This window comes from Paenibacillus sp. E222, from assembly GCF_013401555.1.
Lineage (GTDB): Bacteria > Bacillota > Bacilli > Paenibacillales > Paenibacillaceae > Paenibacillus.
The window spans coordinates 2708738-2732651 of sequence record NZ_CP058552.1; the positions used below are offsets into that span (position 1 = coordinate 2708738).

General features: G+C 48.3%; 19 protein-coding genes and 1 other annotated feature. All 19 genes read left to right on the top strand.

Translation table 11 applies throughout. The annotated features are described in order from the left end of the window. Positions 1-60 precede the first annotated feature (60 nt). Entirely contained in the window at positions 61-2400 is a 2340-nt protein-coding gene (lon, locus tag HW560_RS12075) for an endopeptidase La (RefSeq protein ID WP_090904391.1), read from the top strand. A 156-nt stretch (positions 2401-2556) separates the two neighbouring features. Beyond that, positions 2557-3210 carry a ribosome biogenesis GTP-binding protein YihA/YsxC gene (gene yihA, locus HW560_RS12080; protein WP_090904390.1) on the top strand — a complete coding sequence of 218 codons (654 nt, stop codon included), beginning with the start codon at positions 2557-2559 and terminating at the stop codon, positions 3208-3210. 265 nt (positions 3211-3475) lie between these two features. After that, positions 3476-4066, top strand: a complete 591-nt coding sequence (locus HW560_RS12085; RefSeq protein WP_179263240.1) for a non-ribosomal peptide synthetase module — start codon at positions 3476-3478, stop codon at positions 4064-4066. A 328-nt stretch (positions 4067-4394) separates the two neighbouring features. Beyond that, a complete protein-coding gene (gene speD / locus HW560_RS12090; protein ID WP_179263242.1) occupies positions 4395-4802 on the top strand; it encodes an adenosylmethionine decarboxylase in 408 nt (135 codons plus the stop codon). Positions 4803-5139: 337 nt separating this feature from the next. Further along, positions 5140-6528, top strand: coding sequence for a glutamyl-tRNA reductase (gene hemA / locus HW560_RS12095; RefSeq protein WP_179263244.1), 1389 nt, complete (start codon positions 5140-5142; stop codon positions 6526-6528). A 14-nt stretch (positions 6529-6542) separates the two neighbouring features. Further along, positions 6543-7370, top strand: coding sequence for a cytochrome c biogenesis protein CcsA (gene ccsA, locus HW560_RS12100; protein WP_371129197.1), 828 nt, complete (start codon positions 6543-6545; stop codon positions 7368-7370). Between the two features lie 5 nt (positions 7371-7375). Beyond that, positions 7376-8026, top strand: coding sequence for a precorrin-2 dehydrogenase/sirohydrochlorin ferrochelatase family protein (locus tag HW560_RS12105; protein ID WP_090904386.1), 651 nt, complete (start codon positions 7376-7378; stop codon positions 8024-8026). A 2-nt stretch (positions 8027-8028) separates the two neighbouring features. Then, positions 8029-8985, top strand: a complete 957-nt coding sequence (gene hemC, locus HW560_RS12110) for a hydroxymethylbilane synthase (protein ID WP_090904385.1) — start codon at positions 8029-8031, stop codon at positions 8983-8985. A 4-nt stretch (positions 8986-8989) separates the two neighbouring features. Beyond that, complete coding sequence (gene cobA, locus HW560_RS12115) at positions 8990-10564, top strand: uroporphyrinogen-III C-methyltransferase (RefSeq protein WP_090904384.1); 1575 nt, start codon at positions 8990-8992, stop codon at positions 10562-10564. A 94-nt stretch (positions 10565-10658) separates the two neighbouring features. Continuing rightward, positions 10659-11660: a porphobilinogen synthase gene (gene hemB, locus HW560_RS12120; protein WP_090904383.1), complete on the top strand. Its 1002-nt coding sequence runs from the start codon at positions 10659-10661 to the stop codon at positions 11658-11660. A gap of 22 nt (positions 11661-11682) precedes the next feature. Then, positions 11683-12987 carry a glutamate-1-semialdehyde 2,1-aminomutase gene (hemL, locus tag HW560_RS12125; RefSeq protein ID WP_179263246.1) on the top strand — a complete coding sequence of 435 codons (1305 nt, stop codon included), beginning with the start codon at positions 11683-11685 and terminating at the stop codon, positions 12985-12987. Beyond that, positions 12984-13892 (top strand): RluA family pseudouridine synthase, encoded by a 909-nt coding sequence (locus HW560_RS12130; RefSeq protein WP_090904381.1) that lies wholly within the window; start codon positions 12984-12986, stop codon positions 13890-13892. Before hemL ends, HW560_RS12130 begins: the two co-directional genes overlap by 4 nt. A 136-nt stretch (positions 13893-14028) precedes the next feature. Then, on the top strand, positions 14029-15504 hold the full coding sequence (locus HW560_RS12135) for a LysM peptidoglycan-binding domain-containing protein (RefSeq protein WP_090904380.1): 1476 nt from the start codon (positions 14029-14031) through the stop codon (positions 15502-15504). A 158-nt stretch (positions 15505-15662) separates the two neighbouring features. Further along, positions 15663-15941 (top strand) — a binding site (T-box leader). Positions 15942-16000: 59 nt separating this feature from the next. Then, entirely contained in the window at positions 16001-18667 is a 2667-nt protein-coding gene (locus HW560_RS12140) for a valine--tRNA ligase (protein ID WP_179263248.1), read from the top strand. A gap of 77 nt (positions 18668-18744) precedes the next feature. Then, entirely contained in the window at positions 18745-20121 is a 1377-nt protein-coding gene (locus tag HW560_RS12145; RefSeq protein ID WP_090904379.1) for a bifunctional folylpolyglutamate synthase/dihydrofolate synthase, read from the top strand. A gap of 56 nt (positions 20122-20177) precedes the next feature. Beyond that, positions 20178-21497, top strand: coding sequence for a UDP-N-acetylmuramate--L-alanine ligase (murC, locus tag HW560_RS12150; protein WP_256222490.1), 1320 nt, complete (start codon positions 20178-20180; stop codon positions 21495-21497). Between the two features lie 119 nt (positions 21498-21616). After that, on the top strand, positions 21617-22816 hold the full coding sequence (locus HW560_RS12155; RefSeq protein WP_179263250.1) for an SPOR domain-containing protein: 1200 nt from the start codon (positions 21617-21619) through the stop codon (positions 22814-22816). A gap of 145 nt (positions 22817-22961) precedes the next feature. Further along, a complete protein-coding gene (locus tag HW560_RS12160; protein WP_090904376.1) occupies positions 22962-23204 on the top strand; it encodes a DUF4321 domain-containing protein in 243 nt (80 codons plus the stop codon). 92 nt (positions 23205-23296) lie between these two features. Further along, on the top strand, positions 23297-23908 hold the full coding sequence (locus HW560_RS12165) for a Maf family protein (RefSeq protein WP_090904375.1): 612 nt from the start codon (positions 23297-23299) through the stop codon (positions 23906-23908). Positions 23909-23914 lie beyond the last annotated feature (6 nt).

The window sequence follows — 23914 nt, forward strand, 5'->3', positions numbered from 1 at the left end:
TGAACATTTGATAGAATAATGAATGACTACAACCTGAGAGCCATTGGAGGTGCGAAAGCGATGGGACCGAGCAAAGCGAAAGGTCGTCGTTTTCCTTTACTGCCTTTAAGAGGACTTCTCGTCTACCCGAGTATGGTACTGCATCTCGATGTGGGCCGGGAGAAATCGGTCAAGGCTTTAGAAAAAGCGATGGTAGAAGAACATTTGATTCTCCTATGTTCCCAAGCCGAGGTAAATATTGAAGAACCAACACAAGAGGACATTTTCAGAATCGGAACCGTTGCCAAGGTCAGACAGATGCTGAAGCTTCCAAACGGGACGATTCGTGTACTTGTGGAAGGCTTGGAACGGGCTGAAATCATTGAATATACGGACAACGAGGAATATTATGAGGTTCTGGCTCAAGAGCTTCCTGAAGAGGAGAACAGTCATCCGGAAACAGATGCGCTGATGCGTACAGTTCTGAACCAGTTCGAAAATTATATTAATCTGTCCAAAAAGGTTACACCTGAGACACTTGCGGCTGTGTCCGATATTGAAGAACCGGGTCGCTTGGCTGATGTAATTACCAGTCACCTGTCCTTGAAGATCAAGGACAAACAGGAGATTTTGGAAACCATCGACGTTCGTGAACGGCTGGAGAAGCTGCTGGACATCCTGAACAACGAGCGGGAAGTACTGGAGCTTGAACGCAAAATCAGCCAGCGCGTGAAGAAACAGATGGAGAAAACCCAGAAAGAATATTATCTGCGCGAGCAGATGAAGGCGATTCAGAAAGAACTGGGTGAGAAAGAAGGCCGTGCCGGCGAAGTTGAGGAACTTCGAAATCAGATGGAGGCTCTTGGCTTGCCGGACAAGGTAAAGGAAAAGGTCGAGAAAGAAATTGATCGACTGGAGAAAATGCCATCAAGTTCTGCCGAAGGCGGCGTTATCCGCAACTATGTAGATTGGCTGCTGGGACTGCCTTGGACGCAGATGACAGCCGATGATCTGGATATTCAGAAGGCTGAAGATGTGCTAAATGCAGATCACTACGGTTTGGAAAAACCGAAAGAACGTGTGCTTGAATATCTGGCTGTCCAGAAGCTGGTGAAAAAGCTTAAAGGACCGATCCTCTGTCTGGTTGGACCTCCAGGGGTCGGGAAAACGTCGCTTGCCCGCTCTATCGCCAGATCGCTTGGACGCGAATTCGTCAGAATATCGCTGGGTGGCGTGAGAGATGAAGCAGAAATTCGCGGTCATCGCCGTACTTATGTTGGTGCAATGCCAGGCCGCATCATTCAGGGCATGAAGACGGCGGGGTCACTCAATCCGGTGTTCCTGTTGGACGAGATTGATAAAATGGCTTCGGACTTCCGTGGAGACCCTTCCGCAGCGTTGCTTGAAGTACTTGATCCCGAACAGAACAATACGTTTAGTGACCACTTTGTGGAGTTGCCGTTTGACTTATCTAACGTTATGTTTATTACAACCGCCAACACAGTGCATAACATTCCACGTCCACTTCTGGACCGGATGGAGATGCTCAATATTCCGGGGTATACCGAGCTGGAGAAGCTGCAAATCGCCAAAAACTATTTGCTGCCGAAACAGAAACAGGACCATGGCCTGGAAGAAGATCAGCTGAATATCGGGGATGACAGCTTGCTGCGTGTCATTCGTGAATATACACGAGAGTCTGGCGTGCGGAATTTGGAACAGCAGATGGCATCGTTATGCCGGAAAGCGGCCAAAAACATCGTCTCTGGTGCGGAAGGTCAGATTAATATTACACCGGATGAAGTGAAGGATTATCTTGGTCCGGGTAAATTCCGCTACGGTATGGCCGAACTGGAAGATCAGATTGGTACGGTGACGGGACTGGCGTGGACTGAAGTGGGTGGAGATACCCTCGTGATCGAGGTTACCGTTGTACCTGGAACAGGCAAGCTGACGCTGACAGGTAAACTGGGCGATGTCATGAAGGAATCGGCTCAGGCGGCATTCAGCTACACCCGCTCCAAAGCTGCACAGCTTGGCATTCCGTCCGACTTCCACGAGAAGAACGACATCCATATCCACGTTCCGGAAGGAGCCATTCCAAAGGATGGACCATCCGCCGGAATTACAATGGCGACGGCCTTGATCTCTGCTCTAACGAACAAACATGTCTCCAAAGACATTGCCATGACTGGCGAAATAACGCTGCGTGGTCGTGTGTTGCCAATCGGCGGACTTAAGGAAAAATCACTGGCGGCTCACCGCGCCGGTTACAAAAAAATATTATTGCCCAAGGATAACGAACGGGACCTGCGGGATATTCCGGACAGCATCAAGGAAGATGTGGAATTTGTTCCTGTAGCCCATATGGATCAGGTGCTGCAACATGCGCTTGTGGAACAGGCAGGAATACACCTGTAGCCCGTTAAACGAGGGATCGTATGAAGAGTAAACCGTTCTGCGGAAGCTTTGGCGTCCGCTGGAACGGTTTTTTTGGTATGATAGAACAATCCATGGCATAATACCAACAGCAGCTCTAAGTAAGAGCACAGGAGTTAAAGAGAGGACAGATACATTATGAAAGTAAATCAATCCGAATTTATTATCAGTGCCGTTCGGCCTGAACAATACCCCGAGGACGGCCTGCCCGAGATTGCCTTGGCGGGACGATCCAATGTAGGGAAATCATCTTTGATCAACCGTTTGATTAATCGCAAAAACTTAGCACGGACGAGTTCTACCCCTGGTAAGACACAGCAACTGAACTATTATAAGATCAATCAGGATCTCTACTTCGTCGATTTCCCGGGATATGGCTACGCTAAAGTTTCCAAAGAGCAACGCTTTGCCTGGGGCAAAATGATGGAGAAATACTTGCTGGGACGCGAGGAATTGAAACTGGTCATGCAGATGGTGGATATGAGACATGAGCCATCCAAGGATGACAAGATGATGAATGAGTGGCTCCGCCATCATGGATTGCCTCTGGTAGTGGTTGCGACGAAGATGGACAAGATTCCAAAAACGCGTAGAGCCAAACATATTAAAGTCATCAAGGAAGCTTTGGATCTTCGTCCTGGTGATCTGTTTGTACCGTTTTCATCGGAAGAAGGTTTAGGTAAAGAAGAATTATGGGAGATCATTACCCGCTTTGCCGGAATCGGTCAAGCTTCAGCGGAAGAAGAGCCACAGGCTGAGGAAAATCACGAAGACTACGAAATTAAAGGATAACCGGGGATTACGCCATTTTGATGCAGGAAAGCGAGCAACTGGGGTGGATCTTTGATGCGATCAAGGATTAATCCATTTTTTATGGATTTTCGTGGAAATTCATTGTTTTATTTTGGAGCGAAATAGCTATACGGTAGTGTATAATGAGTATAGGTGCATTGTGCCAACGGTACCAAAGTAGCGGCCTTACCGACCTGAAGAATTTTGAGATCACTGCCGCTGTGCAGGAAGACAAAACAATCGGGAAAGAATTGAGGAGATTTTTATGGCTCAGCGATTAGCCACAGAGTATGTTAAAGCCACTTTGAAATTGTCAGAACCCCAGATGCATCAGTTTTTGCGCATGACAGAGGATGGCCGGATTCATCAACGTGTGAAGGTGATGGAGAATGGCTGCCAGGAAATTGTGCTCGTAGATGTGAGTGGAGAAGAAGTTCATTTCCCTTTTGACCGTAGGGAAGGGTTTTACATCTGTGAGTTATCTTGCCGCCTGGTAAACCATCATCTGACGAACGTAGTCCGGAAGCTCTTTATGACCTTTAAGGGTGATGGCGTTGTTCATCGGATTTATGAAGAGTTCACCATGACGTATGTTTATACTCAGGGCGTTGTCCGTAAAATTGTGGAGCAGACGGGTGAGAATATCCGTGTCATCTACGAATACAAAAATACGTTGCTTGAATTGCAGCGTGTGTTCCAGGCTCGGGATATTGAGCGCGAGATAAACCGGGTATACGCCGAGGTTGATTCGTTACTCGATACAAGAATGGATGCTTCTACTTCTGAACAACTCCAGCAGATTGATCAAAAGCTTGCGCGCCACCAGAAACGGCTGTTTGAGCTTGAAGCCTATTGACCTAAAAGAGTGAATTATACAAGTATTTAACTGACCATCCCCTAATGCTCTGATCTGGCACATTCCAGGCAGAAGCGAAAGGGGATTTCTTGATTTTGAAAGCGGATCGGGACTTAATCTTTTATTTTTTCATCTTCTTAAAAGGGGTTGCATTCCCTTTGATTAGATGTTATTTTTAATCTCGTTGAAATGAAAAGAATATAGGAACCAGGATTCACTCAGGACATTATATGTTGCGAGAGATTTTTCCCTCGGGAAGTGAATGACGTAGGTCCTAGCGGATGAAATTTGTTTAAACATTTTATTCCTAGGAAGGGGGCGCCGAAGGATGGAATATTCAACTTTCGGAAGACACGTTGCTGTGGATGCTTGGGGTGTAGACTTTGATCTACTAAACAGTGCGGAGTATTTGCAAGCTCAATTGGTTGAAGCAGCGGAGGCATGTGGCGCGACAGTAATGTCCGTACAATCCAAGCAGTTTGAACCACAAGGAGCAACAGTGCTTGTACTGCTGTCTGAGAGTCATCTCTCGATTCATACGTATCCTGAGAGAGGGTTTGCAGCCATTGATTGCTACACTTGTGGGGAGACGGTAGACCCGCAAATGGCCATTGATTACCTGGTATCCGTATTAAAACCGGAAAAAACGTACGCAAAGAAACTGTTACGTGGATTGGGCGAATTGCAAGTGGAGACACCGGAAATGAATACAAATGAACTGGTATATATGATTTAATAACGACAGCATGAATAATGTTCACATATCGGGGTGGAACGAAGATGATCCCAAACCTGAATAGTCATGGAGCCTTCCATGGCTATTTGTTTTATATGGGATTTTCCTAAATCTTTATCATTAAAACAAGTATTTAACGCATAACGGTGAAGATTGGTGAGACACTACAATAAATGACAATGCATAAGATGATCTACATGGGGATTTCATAAACATTTCATAAAAATGGCCCAGTCATACTATGGATGTGTGATATAATTAACCATGTCAATCATAAATGGATGAACATATGTAGAAAACACTTTGATTGGAAATTTATTAGGCAGGTGAACTTGCAATGCACATCGTTGTCGTTGGTTTGAATTATCGCACGGCGCCTGTAGAGGTTAGGGAACGATTCACATTTGCAGAAAAGGACTTGTCTGAAGCGCTGCAGCAGCTCAAGCTGACCAAGAGTGTATTGGAAGGTGTAATCGTAGCCACATGTAACCGTACCGAGTTGTATGTTGTGGTAGACCGTCTTCACATGTGTGGTTATTTTATTCGGACGTTCATGGAACAATGGTTTAATGTTCCGCGAGAAGAATTTACGCAACACTTATATATATATGAAGATGATCAAGCTATGCGCCATTTGTTCCGTGTGATTTGCGGGCTGGACTCGATGGTTATTGGCGAGACTCAGATTCTTGGACAGGTGAAACAGGCTTTTTTCAAAGCACAGGAAGAAAAAGCTACGGGCACCTGGTTTAACATGCTGTTCAAACAGGCTGTTACATTAGGCAAACGCGCACATTCAGAGACTTCAATCGGTGAGAGTGCGGTATCTGTAAGTTATGCTGCTGTAGAACTAGGCAAGCGTATCTTTGGTATGTTCACGGATAAGAAGGTGCTGATTCTAGGTGCCGGCAAAATGAGTGAACTTACAGTAAAACATCTGTATAGCAACGGAGCCTCTGAAGTTATTGTGGCGAATCGAACACTTGCACGAGCTGAGGAATTGGCAGCGAAGTTTCGAGGGACACCATGTACAATGGAACAGGCGCTAGAGCGAATGAACGAGGTTGATATTGTCATCAGTTCGACGGGGGCCGAAAGATATGTACTGGATGCCACTGTTGTTCGAGAGAGCATGAAGCGTCGTCAATCGCGTCCGCTGTTCCTGATTGATATTGCTGTTCCACGGGATATTGATCCGGCGATCGGCGAGTTATCCAATGTATTCCTTTATGATATTGATGATTTGGAAGGAATCGTGGAGAGCAATCTGGAGATGCGTAAGGTGGAAGCTGCCAAGATCGAGAAAATGATTGAGCTTGAGATGGAAGACTATTATCAATGGCTCAAAACGTTGGGCGTTCGCCCTGTCATTCGGGCATTGCAGGAGAAAGGCGCTTCCATTCATGAAGAAACGATGGATAGTCTGTTTAATAAATTGCCTGAACTGGATGAACATCAGCGTAAAGTTATCCGTCGTCTGACGAAAAGCATCGTGAATCAAATGACGACAGATCCGATTAACCGGATTAAGGAAATGGCTGGTACCAAGCACGGCGATGAAGCACTGCGCATGTTTACTCAGATCTTTGCTTTGGAGGATGCTGTAGAGGTGGCCGCTGAGAAAGTAAATCAGAGTGATGCCACGGCTCTGCGCAAACCGGATGCCGTTCATCTTAACGATTCCCGGCAAGACCCCGTGCCGGCTTATGCTCCGGCAGGCGTATAAGGCGGGTGGGCAGCTTGACCCTAGCTGAACAAATCTATGAAGCTTTAATTTATATGTATGCCCTGAGCCTACTGTTCTATTTCTCGGACTGCATTCGACGCAATGCGGGGGCGAAGCGGACAGGCACAGGGTTTCTTGTTGTTGTGTGGGCGCTTCAGGTGTTCCATGTCATTTTGCGTATGTTAACTGAAGGGCATTTTCCAATCTACACCACGTTTGATTTTTTGTTTATCTTTTCATTTAGTATTGTGCTGATGTCTCTGGTGATGACTCGGATTCAGCGTTCCGAATTTGTCATTTTATTGCTGAATGTGGTTGGTTTCTCCGTTACGGTGTTGAACCGGTTGTGGTTTACAGCAGGTGAGATATCTCTGCATAACTGGCAGACTGTCCATGGATTGCTTATTATGCATATCACCTTGGCCAATCTAGGTTTTGCGGCTCTCACAGTAGGTGCTGTATTTGCCATGTTATATCTGTTTTTGCACCGCAAGCTGAAGAACAAGAAATGGAATGATACCGTACGTCGTCTACCGAGTCTCGAAGTGATCAGCAAATATATGGATGGGGCTACACTGATTGGCACACCTCTTCTTGGTGTTTCTATCATGCTTGCTGTATTATCCATTGTAGCCGAAACGCGCTGGAGCCTGCTCTTGGATCTCAAGGTTATTGCAACGGGACTTGCCATAGCAATCTATGTGGGGTACTTCGTATTCAAGAGAAGGAAACAGTTCTCCACAGTGATTATGGCGAGATGGACGTTGATCGGATATGCCTTTGTCATTATCAGTTTTTTATCCAATGCGTATTCAGCGTTTCATCGTTGGACGGGAGAGTGAAGGGGATGGAACGGTACACGCCAATATTTGTGGATATATCAGGAAAATCCTGCTGCGTGGTTGGAGGCGGACGTGTCGCTGAACGTAAAATAAAAGGTTTGCTTCATGCAGAAGCGCAGATCAAGGTCATTAGTCCGGAAGTTACGCCAACGTTACAACAATTGCATCATGATTCCCGAATTCAATGGCTGGCCCGGTCCTACCGCAATGGAGATTTGCGGGGGGCCTTTCTCGTATATGCAGCAACGGACCATAGTGAAGTGAACACAGCGGTTGTCCAAGAAGCTGAAGATGCGGGTATACTGGTTAACGACGCCATATCTTCTGAGCGAAGCACTTTTATTACACCAAGTGTGGTCAGGCGCGGAAGGCTAAGCATTGCAATATCGACCGCTGGAGCAGGGCCTGTAGCCGCAGCAGAAATTCGTGATACCTTGGAACAGCAATTCGGAGATGAGTACGAGACATATATTGAATTTTTGTATCAGATGAGGATGGAAGTAAAGGCACGTGTATCTTCTTCAGGTGTCAGAGCTAAATTACTCCGTCGTTTAACCGAAATGAATGTGCTGGAAAAGATTCGTACAGGTCAGTTTCAGTGGTGGACCGAAGAACAAATTGGGGACTGGATATCCCATAATCAGGAGGACGTGTAGACATGCGGACAATTAAAGTGGGAAGCAGACAAAGCGCACTTGCTTTGACCCAGACAGGCCATGTAATTCAAGATTTACGTGATATTTGTGAGCGGGAAGGATTAGCTTTTGATTTTGAAGTACATAAAATCGTTACAAAAGGAGATTTGATTCTGGATGTAACTCTGTCCAAAGTCGGAGGCAAAGGACTGTTTGTCAAAGAGATTGAACAGGCGATGATAGATCGCACGATTGATATGGCTGTTCATAGCATGAAGGATATGCCTTCCGAGTTGCCTGAAGGGTTGACGAACGGAGCTGTTCCGCGCCGTGCAGACCCTCGTGACGCACTGATTTCGAATGGTGGACTCACATTGGATCAATTGCCGGAAGGTGCAAGAGTGGGGACGAGCAGTCTGCGTCGGTCCAGTCAATTGAAATCATACCGTCCGGATTTGAAACTCGAATCGCTTCGTGGCAATATTGATTCCCGTCTGCGCAAGCTGGAGACAGAAGGTTTGGACGCCATTATTTTGGCTGCTGCTGGTTTGTATCGAATGGGCTGGCAGGATCGGATTACGGAATATCTGTCAGAAGAAGCTTGTCTTCCCGCAGTAGGGCAGGGTGCGCTCGGCATTGAATGCCGTGAAGATGATGCGGAGCTGCTTCATCTGTTGCAATTGTATAATGATCCGGAAACCGCATTTCCTGTGTTGGCTGAACGTCGCTTCCTTAGTGTATTGAATGGGGGCTGTCAGGTTCCGATTGGAGCTCATGCCGTATGGCTGCCACAGCAAGAAGCAGATTCCCCGAATGGACAAAACACGTTACAATTAACAGGTATGGTCGGTACGCCGGACGGCGGATTGATTCTTAAAGAAGCGATGACGGGCAAAGATCCGGTTCGTCTTGGAGAAGAAGTGGCTTGGAGATTGATTGAACGGGGAGCAGAGCAGATACTGGCAGAAGTTAGGGGATGAAGACATGGTGGGGAAGGTCTTTTTGGTTGGTGCAGGTCCAGGGGACGCCAAGCTGATTACGGTAAAGGGCTGGGAATCGATCGGTCGAGCGGATGCTGTCGTTTACGATCGGTTGGCTAGTCCGAGATTACTTAAACAAATGAAGCCCGGCGCGGTTAAGATCTATGTGGGCAAACGGCCGGATCGACATACGATGAAGCAGGAAGAGATCAACCAGCTGTTGGTTGATCTCGCACTGGAAGGCAAGGTTGTGGTCCGGCTTAAAGGGGGAGACCCGACGATATTCGGACGCGTAGGTGAAGAGGCTGATCTGCTGCGCAAAAACAACATTCCTTTTGAAATCGTACCTGGTGTAACCTCAGCAATAAGTGTACCTGCTTATGCTGGAATACCTGTGACCCACCGCGACTATGCTTCCTCTATTTCCATCATTACGGGGCATGAGAGTCCGGACAAGCTTGACCGCAGTATTCATTGGGATAAAGTGACGAATGCTACAGGCACACTGGTATTTATGATGGGTGTCTCCAAAATTGGATATATCAGCGAACAGTTGATTCGTCACGGACGCCCGGCGCAAACACCGGTGGCATTGATTCGCTGGGGCACAAGAGCAGAGCAGGATACGATTACAGGCACGCTTGAAGATATCGAAGCAAAAGTGATCGCTGCGAATTTTCAACCACCCGCTGTCATTGTTGTTGGTGAGGTGGTGAACCAGCGTGAACAGTTGAAATGGGCAGAAGCACTGCCGTTGTTTGGCAAACGCATTTTGGTGACGAGAGCTCGCAGTCAGGCTAGTGAATTGGTGAACCGGATCGAGGAACTTGGCGGCGAACCTTACGAATTTCCGGTAATTGAGACCGTGATGCCATCAGGGGAGTCGGCACTGGAAAGTGTCAAACAGGCCTTTGGTGCGTTAAGTACATTTGACTGGGTATTTTTTACGAGTGTAAACGGAGTGGAATTCTTTTTCCGTCATTTGCAGCAGCAAGGTAAAGATATTCGCTCCATTCATCAAGCGAGAGTTGCTGCGGTAGGACCTTCCACTGGGGAAGCTTTGCGTAAGTATGGCATTGTAGCGGAGGTCATTCAGGGGCCATTTCAGGCTGAAGGTATGCTTGAAGCATTTGAAAATGAATTGAAGCAAGGCCAGAGGGTGCTTTTACCACATGGAGATCTTGCACGTTCCTGGTTGCCTGAACAGTTGAGGGAGCGGGGACTTCTGGTCACCGAGGCAATTATCTATGACACCATTCTGGCTGGCGAGGATGACGATGAATTGCTGAAGCTGCTTGAAGAGGGCGGCATTCATGCGATGACCTTCACGAGTTCTTCCACCGTCACCAATTTCATGAGTATTTTGAAACGGATGGGATTGCAGGACCCTTTGCCTTTATTGAAAAATGTAGAGGTCGCATGTATCGGGCCTGTTACAGCGAAGACGGCAGAAGCAGCAGGCTTGAAGGTCACCATGATGGCTGAAGAAGCAACCATTGAGAGTCTGATTTCTGTGTTGTCTGATTGGAAACGAAAGCCTGCTACAGAAGCTGTATTTCCTGCTAACCATATAAATTGAACCGCAATCGATAGATGAAGCGTGCTGAATTCGTTACGATACCGGCGCGCTTCGCTTTTTGCTCCATATCACTATTCAAGGAGGTTTCACACGTATGAGTTTTCCAATTGTGCGGCATCGCCGTTTACGTCAATCCACAGGTATTCGCAATATGGTGAGAGAGACCCATTTGACTGTGGATGACTTTATCCAACCCATCTATGTTACTTATGGTGAAAATGTAAAATCTGAGATCAAATCTATGCCAGGCGTATTCCGCTTCTCGCTGGATCGTCTGCAGGAAGAAGTGAAGGAGATTGCCGAACTGGGTATTCCGGCTGTGCTCTTATTCGGTATTCCCGAAACCAAAGACAGTGTTGGTTCGTCTGGATTCGCAGAAGATGGTATTGTACAGGAAGCAACGAAGCTGATTAAGTCCTGGTATCCTGAGCTGCTGGTTGTTGCGGACACCTGTTTGTGCGAATTCACCGATCACGGTCATTGTGGCATGGTGCACACGGTTGAAGTGGACGGTCACATTTGCGGAGATGTCCTTAATGACGAATCACTGGAGCTGCTCGTGAAAACAGCGGTATCCCAGGCCAAAGCTGGAGCGGACATTATTGCACCATCCAACATGATGGATGGATTTGTCCAAGCGATCCGTGCCGGACTGGATGAGAATGGTTTTAGTCATATTCCGATTATGTCCTACTCCGTAAAATATGCGTCGGCATTCTATGGTCCATTCCGCGAAGCTGCCGATTCCACGCCGCAATTCGGAGATCGCAAGTCATATCAGATGGACCCGGCGAACGCTCGTGAAGCATTACGTGAAGCCGAAACCGATGTGCTCGAAGGAGCTGACATGCTGATGGTGAAACCTTCCCTGTCCTATCTGGATGTCATGCGTACGATCAAGGACAATTTTGATCTTCCACTGGTTGCTTACAACGTAAGTGGAGAGTATGCCATGGTGAAGGCAGCAGCAATTCAAGGCTGGATTGATGAGAAGAAAGTGGCCATGGAAATTCTGCTGAGTATGAAACGTGCGGGGGCAGATATGATTATTACGTACTACGGAAAAGACGCGTCACGCTGGCTGGCCGAGAAATAAATTTATATTAAGGAGGATGTTCATGACTGCACAACAAGGAACTCGTCGTAATGATGAGCGCTCACGCAGCGCATTTGAAGAAGCCAAGCAGTACATACCTGGGGGTGTGAACAGTCCCGTTCGGGCGTTCAAATCGGTGGGGCTTACCCCGATCTATGCAGAGCGCGGAGAAGGCTCCAAAATCTATGATATCGATGGCAATGTTTTTATTGATTATGTGGGATCCTGGGGTCCGCTTATTATGGGACATGCACATCCTGACGTTGTGGAAGCTTTGCGTGAGACAGCCCTTAAAGGAACAAGCTTTGGTGCGCCAACACTCCTGGAGACCGAGATGGCTAAACTCGTCTGTGAGCGTGTGCCTTCGATCGATATTGTACGAATGGTGAATTCCGGTACGGAAGCAACCATGAGTGCAATTCGGCTGGCACGTGGTGTAACCGGACGCAGTAAAATTTTGAAATTTGAAGGATCATATCACGGACATGCCGACAGCTTGCTGATCAAAGCAGGATCTGGTGTAGCAACACTGGGTCTGCCTGACAGCCCTGGTGTTCCTGAAGGTGTGGCCATCAATACGATTACGGTTCCATACAATGACCTGGAGTCAGTGAAGCTTGCTTTTGAACGTTATGGTGAAGAACTGGCAGCCGTCATTGTGGAACCTGTTGCAGGTAATATGGGAGTTGTGCCACCAGTTCCAGGTTTCCTTGAAGGCTTGCGTAGTTTGACGTCTCAATACGGCAGTTTGCTCATTTTTGATGAAGTTATGACCGGATTCCGTGTAGGGTTGAACTGTGCACAGGGACGATATGGCGTAACACCTGACCTGACTTGTCTGGGTAAAGTCATCGGTGGCGGGCTTCCGGTGGGTGCTTATGGCGGCAGACGTGATCTGATGGAACAGATTGCTCCGACCGGACCGATCTATCAGGCAGGGACGCTGAGTGGTAATCCGCTGGCTATGGCAGCAGGTTATACGACGCTCAAATTGTTGACACCGGAGGTCTATGATCGTCTGGAGACACTGTCCGCACGCTTGCAGGCTGGGTTTGAAAAGAATGCAGCAGAGACGGGTGTACCCATAACCATTAACCGTGTGGGTTCGATGGTATGTCCATTTTTCAGTGCTGTTCCGGTTACGAATTATGATTTCGCCAAAGAAAGCAATCTGGATCAATTCCGTCGTTACTTCGCGGCCATGATTGATCAGGGTGTGAGTGTTGCACCTTCCCAATACGAAGGCATGTTTGTCTCTGGCGTGCATACGGAGCAGGATATTGACGATACGATTGAGGCGAACCGTAAGGCTCTTCAATCGCTATGACCATCAAAAGTTGGAAACGCCGCGGGGAATGGCTTGAGCTAATGCCAGGCAAAGCGGTGACGGGAAGTTCAGACAGGCAAACGGCTGCAGAGCAATGGCTCTTGTCCGAGCTTCAGTTACCAGAGAAAATGTTGCGTCAGCTAAAGACGAACCAGGGCATACAACTGGCAGGGGACCGGCTTCGGCTGGCCCTTTTTGCGTCTCAGCCGATCGATGTTGAACCGCGTTGGACGGATATCGATGTTTTGTATGAGGATGACTTCTGTCTGGTTGTGCACAAACCGGCCGGAATGAAGCTTCATCCCGATGGGAGCCGGGCGGATCAAGCGATTACGCTGGATCACGCGGTGGCCTCCTATTACGAAATGAATGGAATTCAGGCGAATGTACGCCATGTTCATCGTCTGGACGAGGACACAACTGGGCCTGTTTTATATGCCAAAAATGCTTTTGCTCTCGCCAAACTGGATGAAGCCATGCGGCGTAAAGACATTGGGCGGCATTATGTTGCCATTGCAGGCGGTCAGATATCCACGGAGCTGATTACGATTGATGCTCCGATTGGGAAGGACAGGCATCACAAGCAACGCAGACGTGTCTCTGAAGGTGGACAGGACGCTGTAACTCATGTGGAGATCGTGGAGGTGTGGGACAGGGCTACCCTTGTCCGGCTGACACTGGATACAGGGCGTACACACCAGATTCGGGTGCATTTAAGTTATGCGGGGCATCCCCTCGTCGGAGATGAGTTATATGGAGGCAGAAGGGATTCTATTGGTCGGCAGGCGCTTCATGGTGAGACGCTGAGTTTTAGTCATCCGCTCACAGGGGCACGAATTGAAGTGGCTGATCCTTGGCCGCAGGATTTCGAACAACTGGCAGGGCGGGAAGACAAGGACCAATAAACTGGGAAGGTTTGCATAAAAGGTGGCATGCTCATCTCATTCAAGGCATATAGATGGGGTAACGAAGGATTTGGACCATGGATCAGTCCCATGAGAAGGATCATGGTGAACATATGCCGAAAGGAGGACGCCACCTTTGTTGAATCAACCTTATGGTTTGCGGTTCGATATTTATGAGCGCGTTCATTTGTCAGAGGGAGTCCCTGCGATTGAGGAACTGGAGGAAATTGAGTTATATCCCCGTATTCAGGTGATCGGTCAGGATGATCATGCAACATTACGAGGTCATCTTTTGCTAACAGGTGCGTATCGGGGAGAGAATGAGATCTCGGAGGAACTCAAACATTTTATCCCGGTGGAGATCACGGTACCCTTGAACCGGGTAAGATCGCTTGAGGATATTTCCATTGAGATCGAAAATTTTGATGTCGATTTGTTATCCGACCGAAGTCTGAACATTACTGGCGTATTGTCGCTACGCGGCATCGAGGGCTTTCCGGTGGAGGAACCGCAGGTCTGGTCAGCAGATGAATTTACCGTTATACATTCGCCCGATCCTAGGCAGGGCGACCGTTCAGCTGACACAGAGCAGACAGGCAGCTCTCCCAATGTATTTGCTCAGGAGTATTTGCTTCAACGGAGCGAAGAGGAGCTGCAGCGGGAACATCTATTTCAAGCTACTCCCGAACCGTTTCAGTCTTGGCAGCAAGGGGATGGGAACGCGGAGCAAAGCAAAATAGGAGCTGAAAACGAAGAGTCCTCATCCTTGAGGGACAAGGAGGATGAAACGCAAGCGGAAGTGTTGTCCGATACGCCTTCTCCCGTTTCGTCTTTTTTGGCGGAGACAGCCGACAGGTTGGCTTCTTACCCTGAATCCGAGCCTTTGCTTCCTCTGGCTGAAGAGTCGTCTGTCTGGTCCGAGCCTTCCGTCGAGACCTTACATACGAACTTGAGGAATTCGGAACAGGCCGATTCCAAGCGGGACGCGCAGCCTTCCGATGAACCTGCAGCACCGGACGTATGGCATTTTGAATCTGCCCGATCCGAACCAAAGCAAGAGGAGAAGGCGGTTGCAGATGTCCCGGCAGGTTCGCAGTCAGAGAACTGGCAGGATGTCTTTGCAGCGTCTGAACCGGAAATTTCAGAGGAAGACAGACCTCCTCTTGAAGCGTTGGACACGAATGAGTCCGTTGAAAAAGAAGCATTTATTCCTGAACCTGTGGCTGAGACGGAAGACAAGCCGGAGCTCAAGGTTGCTTTTGGCAGCAAGAGAGAGACTGCGCCCAAACAGGAAGAAGGCGTGGGCATCTCCTCCTTGTTATCCTCTGGCAGAGTGACACGTGAAGCGGAAGCAGAACGGGAGCAAGAGGCACTCGCTGGAGTCCTGCAGGAAGAAGCATACCAGCCTGATGATGTAGAGTGGAAGAACCTGTTTCTCGGCACCATTGTCGATCAGACTCCGTTCCGTAAGGTGAAATTATGCATTGTACAGCGTGAAGAGACACTCGATACTATAGCAGACCGATATCAGTTAAGTACCCGAGAGCTCCAGTTGTATAATCGTCTTTCCGAACAGGTTGTGGAAGAAGGACAGATTCTATATATCCCTTAACCTGTAGGCAGGTTTAATGACCATTTCGACCCGTGATCCCTTGAGGATGGCGGGTTTTTGCTTTATCTGCCCTCAACCTGCATTGCAGCACGCTTTTTCCGCTGTTGTCAGGTTGACTATCGGGCACGGGCAGGGTATGATGTGTTTAGGTTTTTTGAAGAACAACGTGGATCGGGAGTAGTAGACAGTATGACCTTTCAGAGAGCGGGATTGTAGCGCTGGGAAATTCCGTAGGAACCAACTGATCGAAGTCGCCCGGGAGTTGCCTGTTTGAATACAAGGGATGAGTAACTTTAGTATCATTCATTCCTAAGGTAGGATGGGCCGGTCGCAGCCGTTATCTGCTTGAAGTGTCACGTAAGTATAGAAGGGGTAGTCTATCTTCTATCTGCGTGAAACAAAGGTGGTACCGCGAAAGCTAACCTTTCGTCCTTTGATGGATGAAAGGTTTTTTTTGTTTTTTGGCGATGATGAATAAGTAACGGAGGAATGACACATGTCTGAACAAAAAAATTCAGCTGCAACAGAAATGCCAACCACATATGATCCGAAAGCTGCGGAACAAAAATGGTATTCCACTTGGATGGAAAATGGATATTTCAAGGCAGGCCAGCGCAAAGACGCTGAACCTTATACGATTGTAATTCCACCCCCGAACGTAACCGGAATGCTCCATATCGGGCATGCGCTCGATTTTACACTGCAGGATATTCTGATTCGTACCAAGCGGATGCAGGGCTATGATGCACTGTGGCTGCCGGGTTCTGACCATGCAGGTATTGCTACTCAAACCAAAGTAGAGCAGAAATTGCGTGAAGAAGGTCAGACTCGTTATGATCTGGGACGCGAAAAGTTCTTGGAGAAGGTATGGGACTGGAAGGAGCAATACGCAACAACCATTCGTCAGCAATGGGGCAAAATGGGCTTGTCTCTCGATTACTCGCGTGAACGTTTTACACTGGACGAAGGTCTATCCCAGGCTGTACGTAAAGTGTTTGTTCAACTGTATGAAAAAGGCCTCATTTATCGTGGCAAACGAATCATTAACTGGGACCCGGTGAACCGGACTGCACTGTCCGACATTGAGGTTGAATATAAAGAAGTTCAGGGTCACTTGTACCACCTGCGTTATCCGCTCAAAGACGGAAGTGGTTATGTCACAGTAGCGACTACTCGCCCGGAAACGATGCTGGGAGATACGGCAGTTGCTGTTCATCCGAAGGATGAGCGTTACGCAGACATGATTGGCAAGGTGCTCGTTCTGCCTATTATCGGACGCGAAATTCCGGTTATTGCAGATGAGTATGTAGATAAAGATTTCGGAAGCGGCGCCGTGAAAATTACGCCTGCTCATGATCCGAATGACTTCGAAGTGGGCCTCCGTCATGATCTGCCGCAGATTACGGTGATGGATGAGACGGGTACGATGAATGCCGAAGCAGGCAAATATCAGGGACTTGATCGCAGCGACTGCCGTAAGCAGATTGTTGCCGACCTGCAAGAACAGGGCGTATTGATCAACATCGAGGATCATACGCATCAGGTTGGACACAGTGAACGTACAGGAGCTGTCGTTGAGCCATATTTGTCGACACAGTGGTTTGTTGAGATGAAGCCACTCGCAGAAAAAGCGATTGAGAAGCAACAAAGCGGTGAAGGGGTTCATTTTGTTCCGGATCGTTTTGAGAAAACGTATCTGAACTGGATCGAGAATGTTCGTGACTGGTGTATCTCTCGTCAATTGTGGTGGGGTCATCGTATTCCTGCCTGGTATGACGAGGAGACTGGAGAAGTTATTGTATCTGCTGAAGATCCGACAACATTGCCAGAATACGCTGGACGCAAGCTGAGACAGGATGAAGACGTTCTGGATACATGGTTCAGCTCCGCATTATGGCCATTCTCTACATTAGGCTGGCCGGAAGACACGGAAGATCTGAAACGTTATTACCCGACAAGTGTACTCGTAACAGGGTATGACATTATTTATTTCTGGGTGGCGCGCATGATCTTTACCGCTCTGGAGTTCACGGAAGAAGTTCCGTTCAAGGATGTGCTGATGCACGGTCTTGTTCGTGATGCAGACGGACGCAAGATGTCCAAATCGCTCGGCAATGGTGTTGATCCGTTGGATGTGATTGAGAAATATGGTGCGGATGCAATGCGTTACATGATCTCTACAAGCAGCACTCCGGGTCAGGATCTCCGTTTCCGCTGGGAGCGGGTTGAACAGGCTCGTAACTTTGCCAATAAAATCTGGAATGCATCGCGCTTCGCTTTGATGAATCTGGAAGGGTTCACCTATGAAGATCGTGATATTAGTGGAGACCTTGGAACAGCGGATTATTGGATTTTGCACCGCCTGAACGAAACTTCTCGTGATATTACGCGTCTAATCGAAGCATATGAATTTGGAGAAACAGGCCGTTTGCTGTATAACTTTATTTGGGATGACTTGTGTGACTGGTATATTGAATTTGCGAAGTTGTCCTTCTATGGTGAAGATCCGGTTGCCAAGAAGAAAACACAATCGGTACTTGCTTATGTGTTGGATCAGACTATGCGCCTGATTCATCCGTTCATGCCGTACATTTCGGAAGAGATTTGGCAGCATCTGCCGCATGAAGGCGAGACGATTACGTTGGCTTCCTGGCCGGTGTATGACCCTGCGTTGGAGAACCCAGAAGCAGTTGCCGAGATGAACCTGCTTATGGATACCATTCGTGCAGTACGAAACATCCGTGCAGAAGTAAACGTACCAATGAGCAAGAAAATTGAATTGATGGTGAAAGCGAACAACGCAGAGACATCCAGCATCATTGAACGCAACAGCCATTACATCAAACGTTTCTGTAATACGTCCGAGTTCGACAGCGGCCTGGATCTGAGCTCACCGGATAAATCAATGACTGCTGTCATTACTGGGGCTGAGCTGTACTTGCCGCTGGCGGGTCTTATTGATATTGATCAGGAAGTGGCTCGTCTGGAGAAAGAGTTGCAGAACCTTGAGGGCGAAGTACTCCGTGTGGAGAAAAAGCTGGCGAACGAAGGCTTTGTTGCCAAGGCTCCTGCCAAGGTTATCGAGGAAGAGCGCGCCAAGCAAGCGGATTATTCCGATAAACGGGATAAGGTGATTGCACGAATCAAGGAACTGAAAGGTTAATATATTCGGGTCGGATGGAGTGCTTATGCGCCATCCGGCCGCTTTTTTCAACCAAACTCAAACCGAAGGTGAATCATATGACGGAACTTAACGGGACAGAAATAGCATCTCCTTTACTTACCTATGACGAGGCCGTGAACTGGATCAATGGCCTTATTCCTTTTGGCATCCGACCTGGATTGGAACGAATCGAGGGATTGATGTCATTGCTGGGCAATCCTCACCAGCGTCTCAAATTTATTCATGTCGCGGGAACGAACGGCAAAGGTTCGACTTGCGCTTTTTTGACGTCAGTGCTTCTTCAGGCGGGATATGATGTTGGAACGTTCACATCCCCGTATATCACCAAATTCACAAACCGTTTTCAGTACAACGGTGAGGACATCCCGGAAGAAACGTTGCTCAAACTCTCGAACCGTCTGTATCCGTTGGTTCAAGAGATGGCTTCAACTCCCCTTGGATCACCCACGATGTTTGAGGTATCCACAGCACTCGCCCTTCTGTATTATGCGGAAGAGTGCTACCCGGACATTGTGGTATGGGAGACAGGGCTCGGGGGAAGGATGGACGTAACGAATATTGTTACACCCGTGGTATCGGTCATTACCAATATCGGTATGGACCATACGGATGTACTGGGAGATACGATTGAGGCGATTGCTGGAGAGAAGGCAGGCATTATTAAGGCGGGGGTACCCGTTGTTACCTGTGCCACGCAGCCAGAGGCTGTGAAGGTGATTCAGGAAACGGCAGAGCGGCTGCGTTCAACCGTGTATCTGGCGGGAGATCGTTTCTCCTATCATAGGCTGGACAGTGATGAGAACGGACAATCTTTTCATTTTACAGGACCGTTCCGTGATCTGGACGTTCGTATTCGCATGCAGGGCGTACATCAATGCGATAATGCTGCGGGCGCACTTATGGTACTGGAGTTGCTTCGCCAATACATGGCATTTATGCTGGATGATGAAGATATTGCACTTGGACTGGAACATGCCTTCTGGGCAGGACGGTTCGAGAAAGTGGTTGATCAGCCCCGCATTGTTCTGGATGGAGCACATAATCCGGAGGGTGCCGAATCACTGGCCAAGAGCATTATCGACGTATATCCTCACAACAAGTTAATTTTGATGATGGGCATGCTGGCGAATAAGCATCACGAAGCGTATTTGCAGCATATACTGCCACTAGTGGATACGCTGATCCTGACCGAGCCAGATTTCCGACGCAAAATGGATGCAGCCGATTTGCTGCAGATCGTCGAACGGGTACGTCCCGCCATTGCGAAACCGGAGCTGGAAATCATCGTCGAGCCCGAATGGGCAAAGGCACTTGATCTATTGAAGTCACGGACGGAAGCGGAAGATCTGGGGGTGGTGTCCGGCACATTGTACCTCATTGCAGATGTGCGGGCAGCCCTTTTGCATCAAACCGATTCTGAAAAAGGTTGGTGAAAGTTTTGTTAAATACATCGGAACACGTTCATTTTATAGGAATTGGCGGATATGGCATGAGTGCCATCGCGAGAGTTATGCTTGAGATGGGATACACCGTTACCGGATCGGATGTCGCTTCACAGGAGTTGACCGAGAAGCTGGCAGCCAAGGGAGCGAAAATATATATCGGACATACAGCAGAGCACGTAAATGGGGCAGACCTCGTTGTCTACTCTACGGCTGCTCCGGCTGATAATGTGGAGCGGGTAGCAGCTGAAAAGCTGAACATCCCGATTCTGCATCGCGCCCAGATGCTCGCACGTTTGCTGAATGAGCGCAAAGGTGTGGCTGTAGCCGGGGCTCATGGCAAAACAACCACGTCATCCATGATTGCACTTGTTATGGATAAATGTGATACAGACCCGACATACATTATTGGCGGGGAGATCATGAACGTGGGGACCAACGCCAAGGCAGGTCAAGGCGACTGGGTCGTTGCCGAGGCGGATGAGAGCGACGGTTCATTTTTGCAGTATCACCCTTGGCTCGGTATTGTGACGAATATTGAAGCGGATCATCTTGAGAACTACAACAGTGATTTTGAGGAACTCAAAAAGGCTTATGTGCAGTTCCTGAGTCAGATTCGTCCAGAAGGCACGGCTATTGTGTGTGCTGACGACGAGAATGTTCAGGCCATTTTGCCAGAGCTGAAATCACGGGTAACCACATACGGCATTGATTATGCTGCTGATTATACGGCAACAGATATCGTGCTTGGCGACCGCCGAATTTCCTTCACGATGAGCCATCAGGGCAATGTGTTGGGTACGGTGGAGCTGTCAGTTCCAGGTAAACATAACGTTTATAATGCGATGGCTACGGTCATCACCTGTCTGGAAGCAGGTATTCCATTTGAGAAAATTACGGCTGCCATTATCCAGTTCCATGGAGCAAAACGCAGATTCCAGGTGCTGGGCGAGGCGCGTGATATGCTGATTATTGATGACTATGCGCATCACCCGACCGAGATTGAGGCTACAATCAGTGCGGCCAAAGCAACGGGGAAACGTATCATTGCGGTATTCCAGCCACAGCGTTACACACGTACGTTCTTCCTGCTTGATGCGTTCAGTCGTGCCTTTGCAGAAGCGGATGAGGTTCTCATTACCGACATCTATTCCCCTGCGGGTGAAAAACAGATTGAAGGTGTTCACTCGGCTAGGCTGGTTGAACTCATCGTTCAAAACAGTAATGCTTCTGCACGTTATCTTCCGACAAAGGAAGAAGTTGTGGCAGATTTGCAGAACCGTCTTCAGCCAGGCGATCTTGTGCTCACGATGGGTGCAGGTGATATCTGGAAAGTTGGCGATACACTTGCCAAAGGGTTGAAATAAATACAATTGTAAAACCGTCTGACTTCATTTCGAAGCAGGCGGTTTTTTGCATGAAATGGAATGTTTCTGACTCTCTCCACATATAGCTGTTATAAATGGGACAAAGGAGAGGGTACGGGGTGAGCAATGCTAGAATGACGTTTCGCTTTGGGGATAACGAGTCGGACAAGCCTGAAAAAAAGGGGATACCCACATCCAGCACATTTGCAGCTTTGAGTGAAGAAATTCCGCACAGTCCAACGCCAACACCAACGCAGTTGAATACAACACCTTCATGGACACCAGAGGAAATACCCGGTGACTGGGGAGAGACGATGCTGACAGGCTCCACTGTACCTGAACCTTACCCAAGAACGGACAAGGATTCTAAACTCGATGAGCCCCGATACAGTTATAATCATCTAAGTGCGTATCCGGGAGATGAGGACGAGAACAGATCGGACGAGAATTATGGAGGCCATGATTGGCTTGCAGATAGTGAAAACTACTCGTATAAGCGAAATCGCCCCCCGAGGGGTTGGAAAATGATTGGTTCAGTAACGGGTGCGCTTGTAACCGGGGCCCTCTTTGGCATGGTTATTCTTTCTTTTTTTAATCGGGAAGGGGCTGTAGATCCTGGGAGCAAGATGCCCGCCAATCAGGCGGTATCGGCCGTGACAGGTCAGCAGGGAGTGGCAGGTTCGGAACAGCAGCTCCAGGCAACGACTACAGGCGGCAGCTATTATGCACTGCAATATGGTGTATTCAGTTCTCCTGAACGCGCTGAACAGGCGAAGGTGGAGCTGTCCCAGGCAGGGATTGCGGCAGGCTCCGATCCGGAGGATGGTAACCGGGTATATGCAGGCATTTCGGCTGACCGTGAGGAGGCCAAGCTGCTCAGCTCAAGGCTTAAGGCCGAAGGTGTGGAGCTGTACGTTAAGGAAATTGTCAACCCTGAAGTGAATCCGGCAGTTTTCGGCGGAAAAGCAGAGGATGTGAAGCAATTCTTCGCAAGTGGGTCGGCCTTGGTTGAACAACTGTCTACCCTCTCGATCCAGCAGCTTGGTCAGTCTGTTCCTGAAGCCGTTTCAACCGAAACGATGACCTCTTTACAGAACCAGCATCAGCTCTGGCTAACCGGTTTAAATAGTATCGCGCCAGGTCTGAGTGCAGACGTACAACCCTATGTATCCGCGATGGAAAAATCGATGAACAGTGCGGTAACGGCTATTGCCGAATACAACAAAAATCCGGCTAATGTGTATATGTGGTCCGTACAGTCCGATCTGATGGAATATGTATTACAGCAAAAAAAATGGCTTGAAGCGATAAAACAATAATCAACGCTTTCCCATAACACAGCCTTGAAATACCTATCCGGCAAGGAACTGGAAATAGTTCCCCTTGCCGGATTTGTGTTTGTATTGACGTACAAAACCCCGTATAATAATGTGGGTGTCAAAAAATGGCGAGGGAAGATCACCGATGAAAAAAAACTTCGGCATGTTATTGCTGTTTCTGCTGCTCGGCTGGCTGGCCGGTGCGTGGATCGCCAAGGCACTGCAGCCTGTAAAGGCCGTTGCCTTTCTAACGAAAGCCACGACCATTCGTTGGTCGCCGCAGGCTGATCTGGATATTATCAGTTATGATATTTCATTTCAATTTCAAATGAGCCTCCTGAGCTTGATTGGTATTATTGCTGCTGTATGGCTGTATCGCAGGTTATAGGAGAATGACGAATTTTGACGAAGAAACTAAAAAAATGATATCTACTAGCGTGATCCGACAGGATGTCGCCGTAGCATAAGGGGCCGGTTATTTTGGATAAAACACAACAGCGTCGCATTATTCTGGCTTCGACATCGCCACGGCGTAAAGAACTGATCGCATCACTCCATCTAGCTTTTGAAGTAATACCAAGTCACGCCGATGAAGATACACCGCCGGAATGGACTCCTGAACAGACGGTACAGGAACTTGCGATGCGTAAGGCGCTTGCCGTTTATCGCGGACTGGAAGGCCGTGAACAGGACGCAGTTATTGTTGGTAGTGACACTGTTGTCGTTCTGGACGGTGATATTCTCGGTAAACCCGTAGACGAAGCGGACGCTGTACGTATGTTATCTCGTCTACAGGGTCGTGTACACCGTGTTTTCACGGGAGTAGCTTGTATCGATGCAGGAAATGGACAATCCATGGTTCAGTATCGGCAGACGGATGTAACGATGAAGGAACTGTCTGACGCTACGATTCGTGCGTATGTTCAGACTGGAGAGCCTTCGGACAAGGCAGGATCATATGCCATTCAGGGCATTGGTGCTTCACTGATAGAACGTGTTGAAGGATGTTATTTCAATGTGGTGGGACTACCGTTGTCCTTGCTTAGCGATATGCTGGATGGATTCGGCGTACATGTACTGCCACGAACATGAAATTCC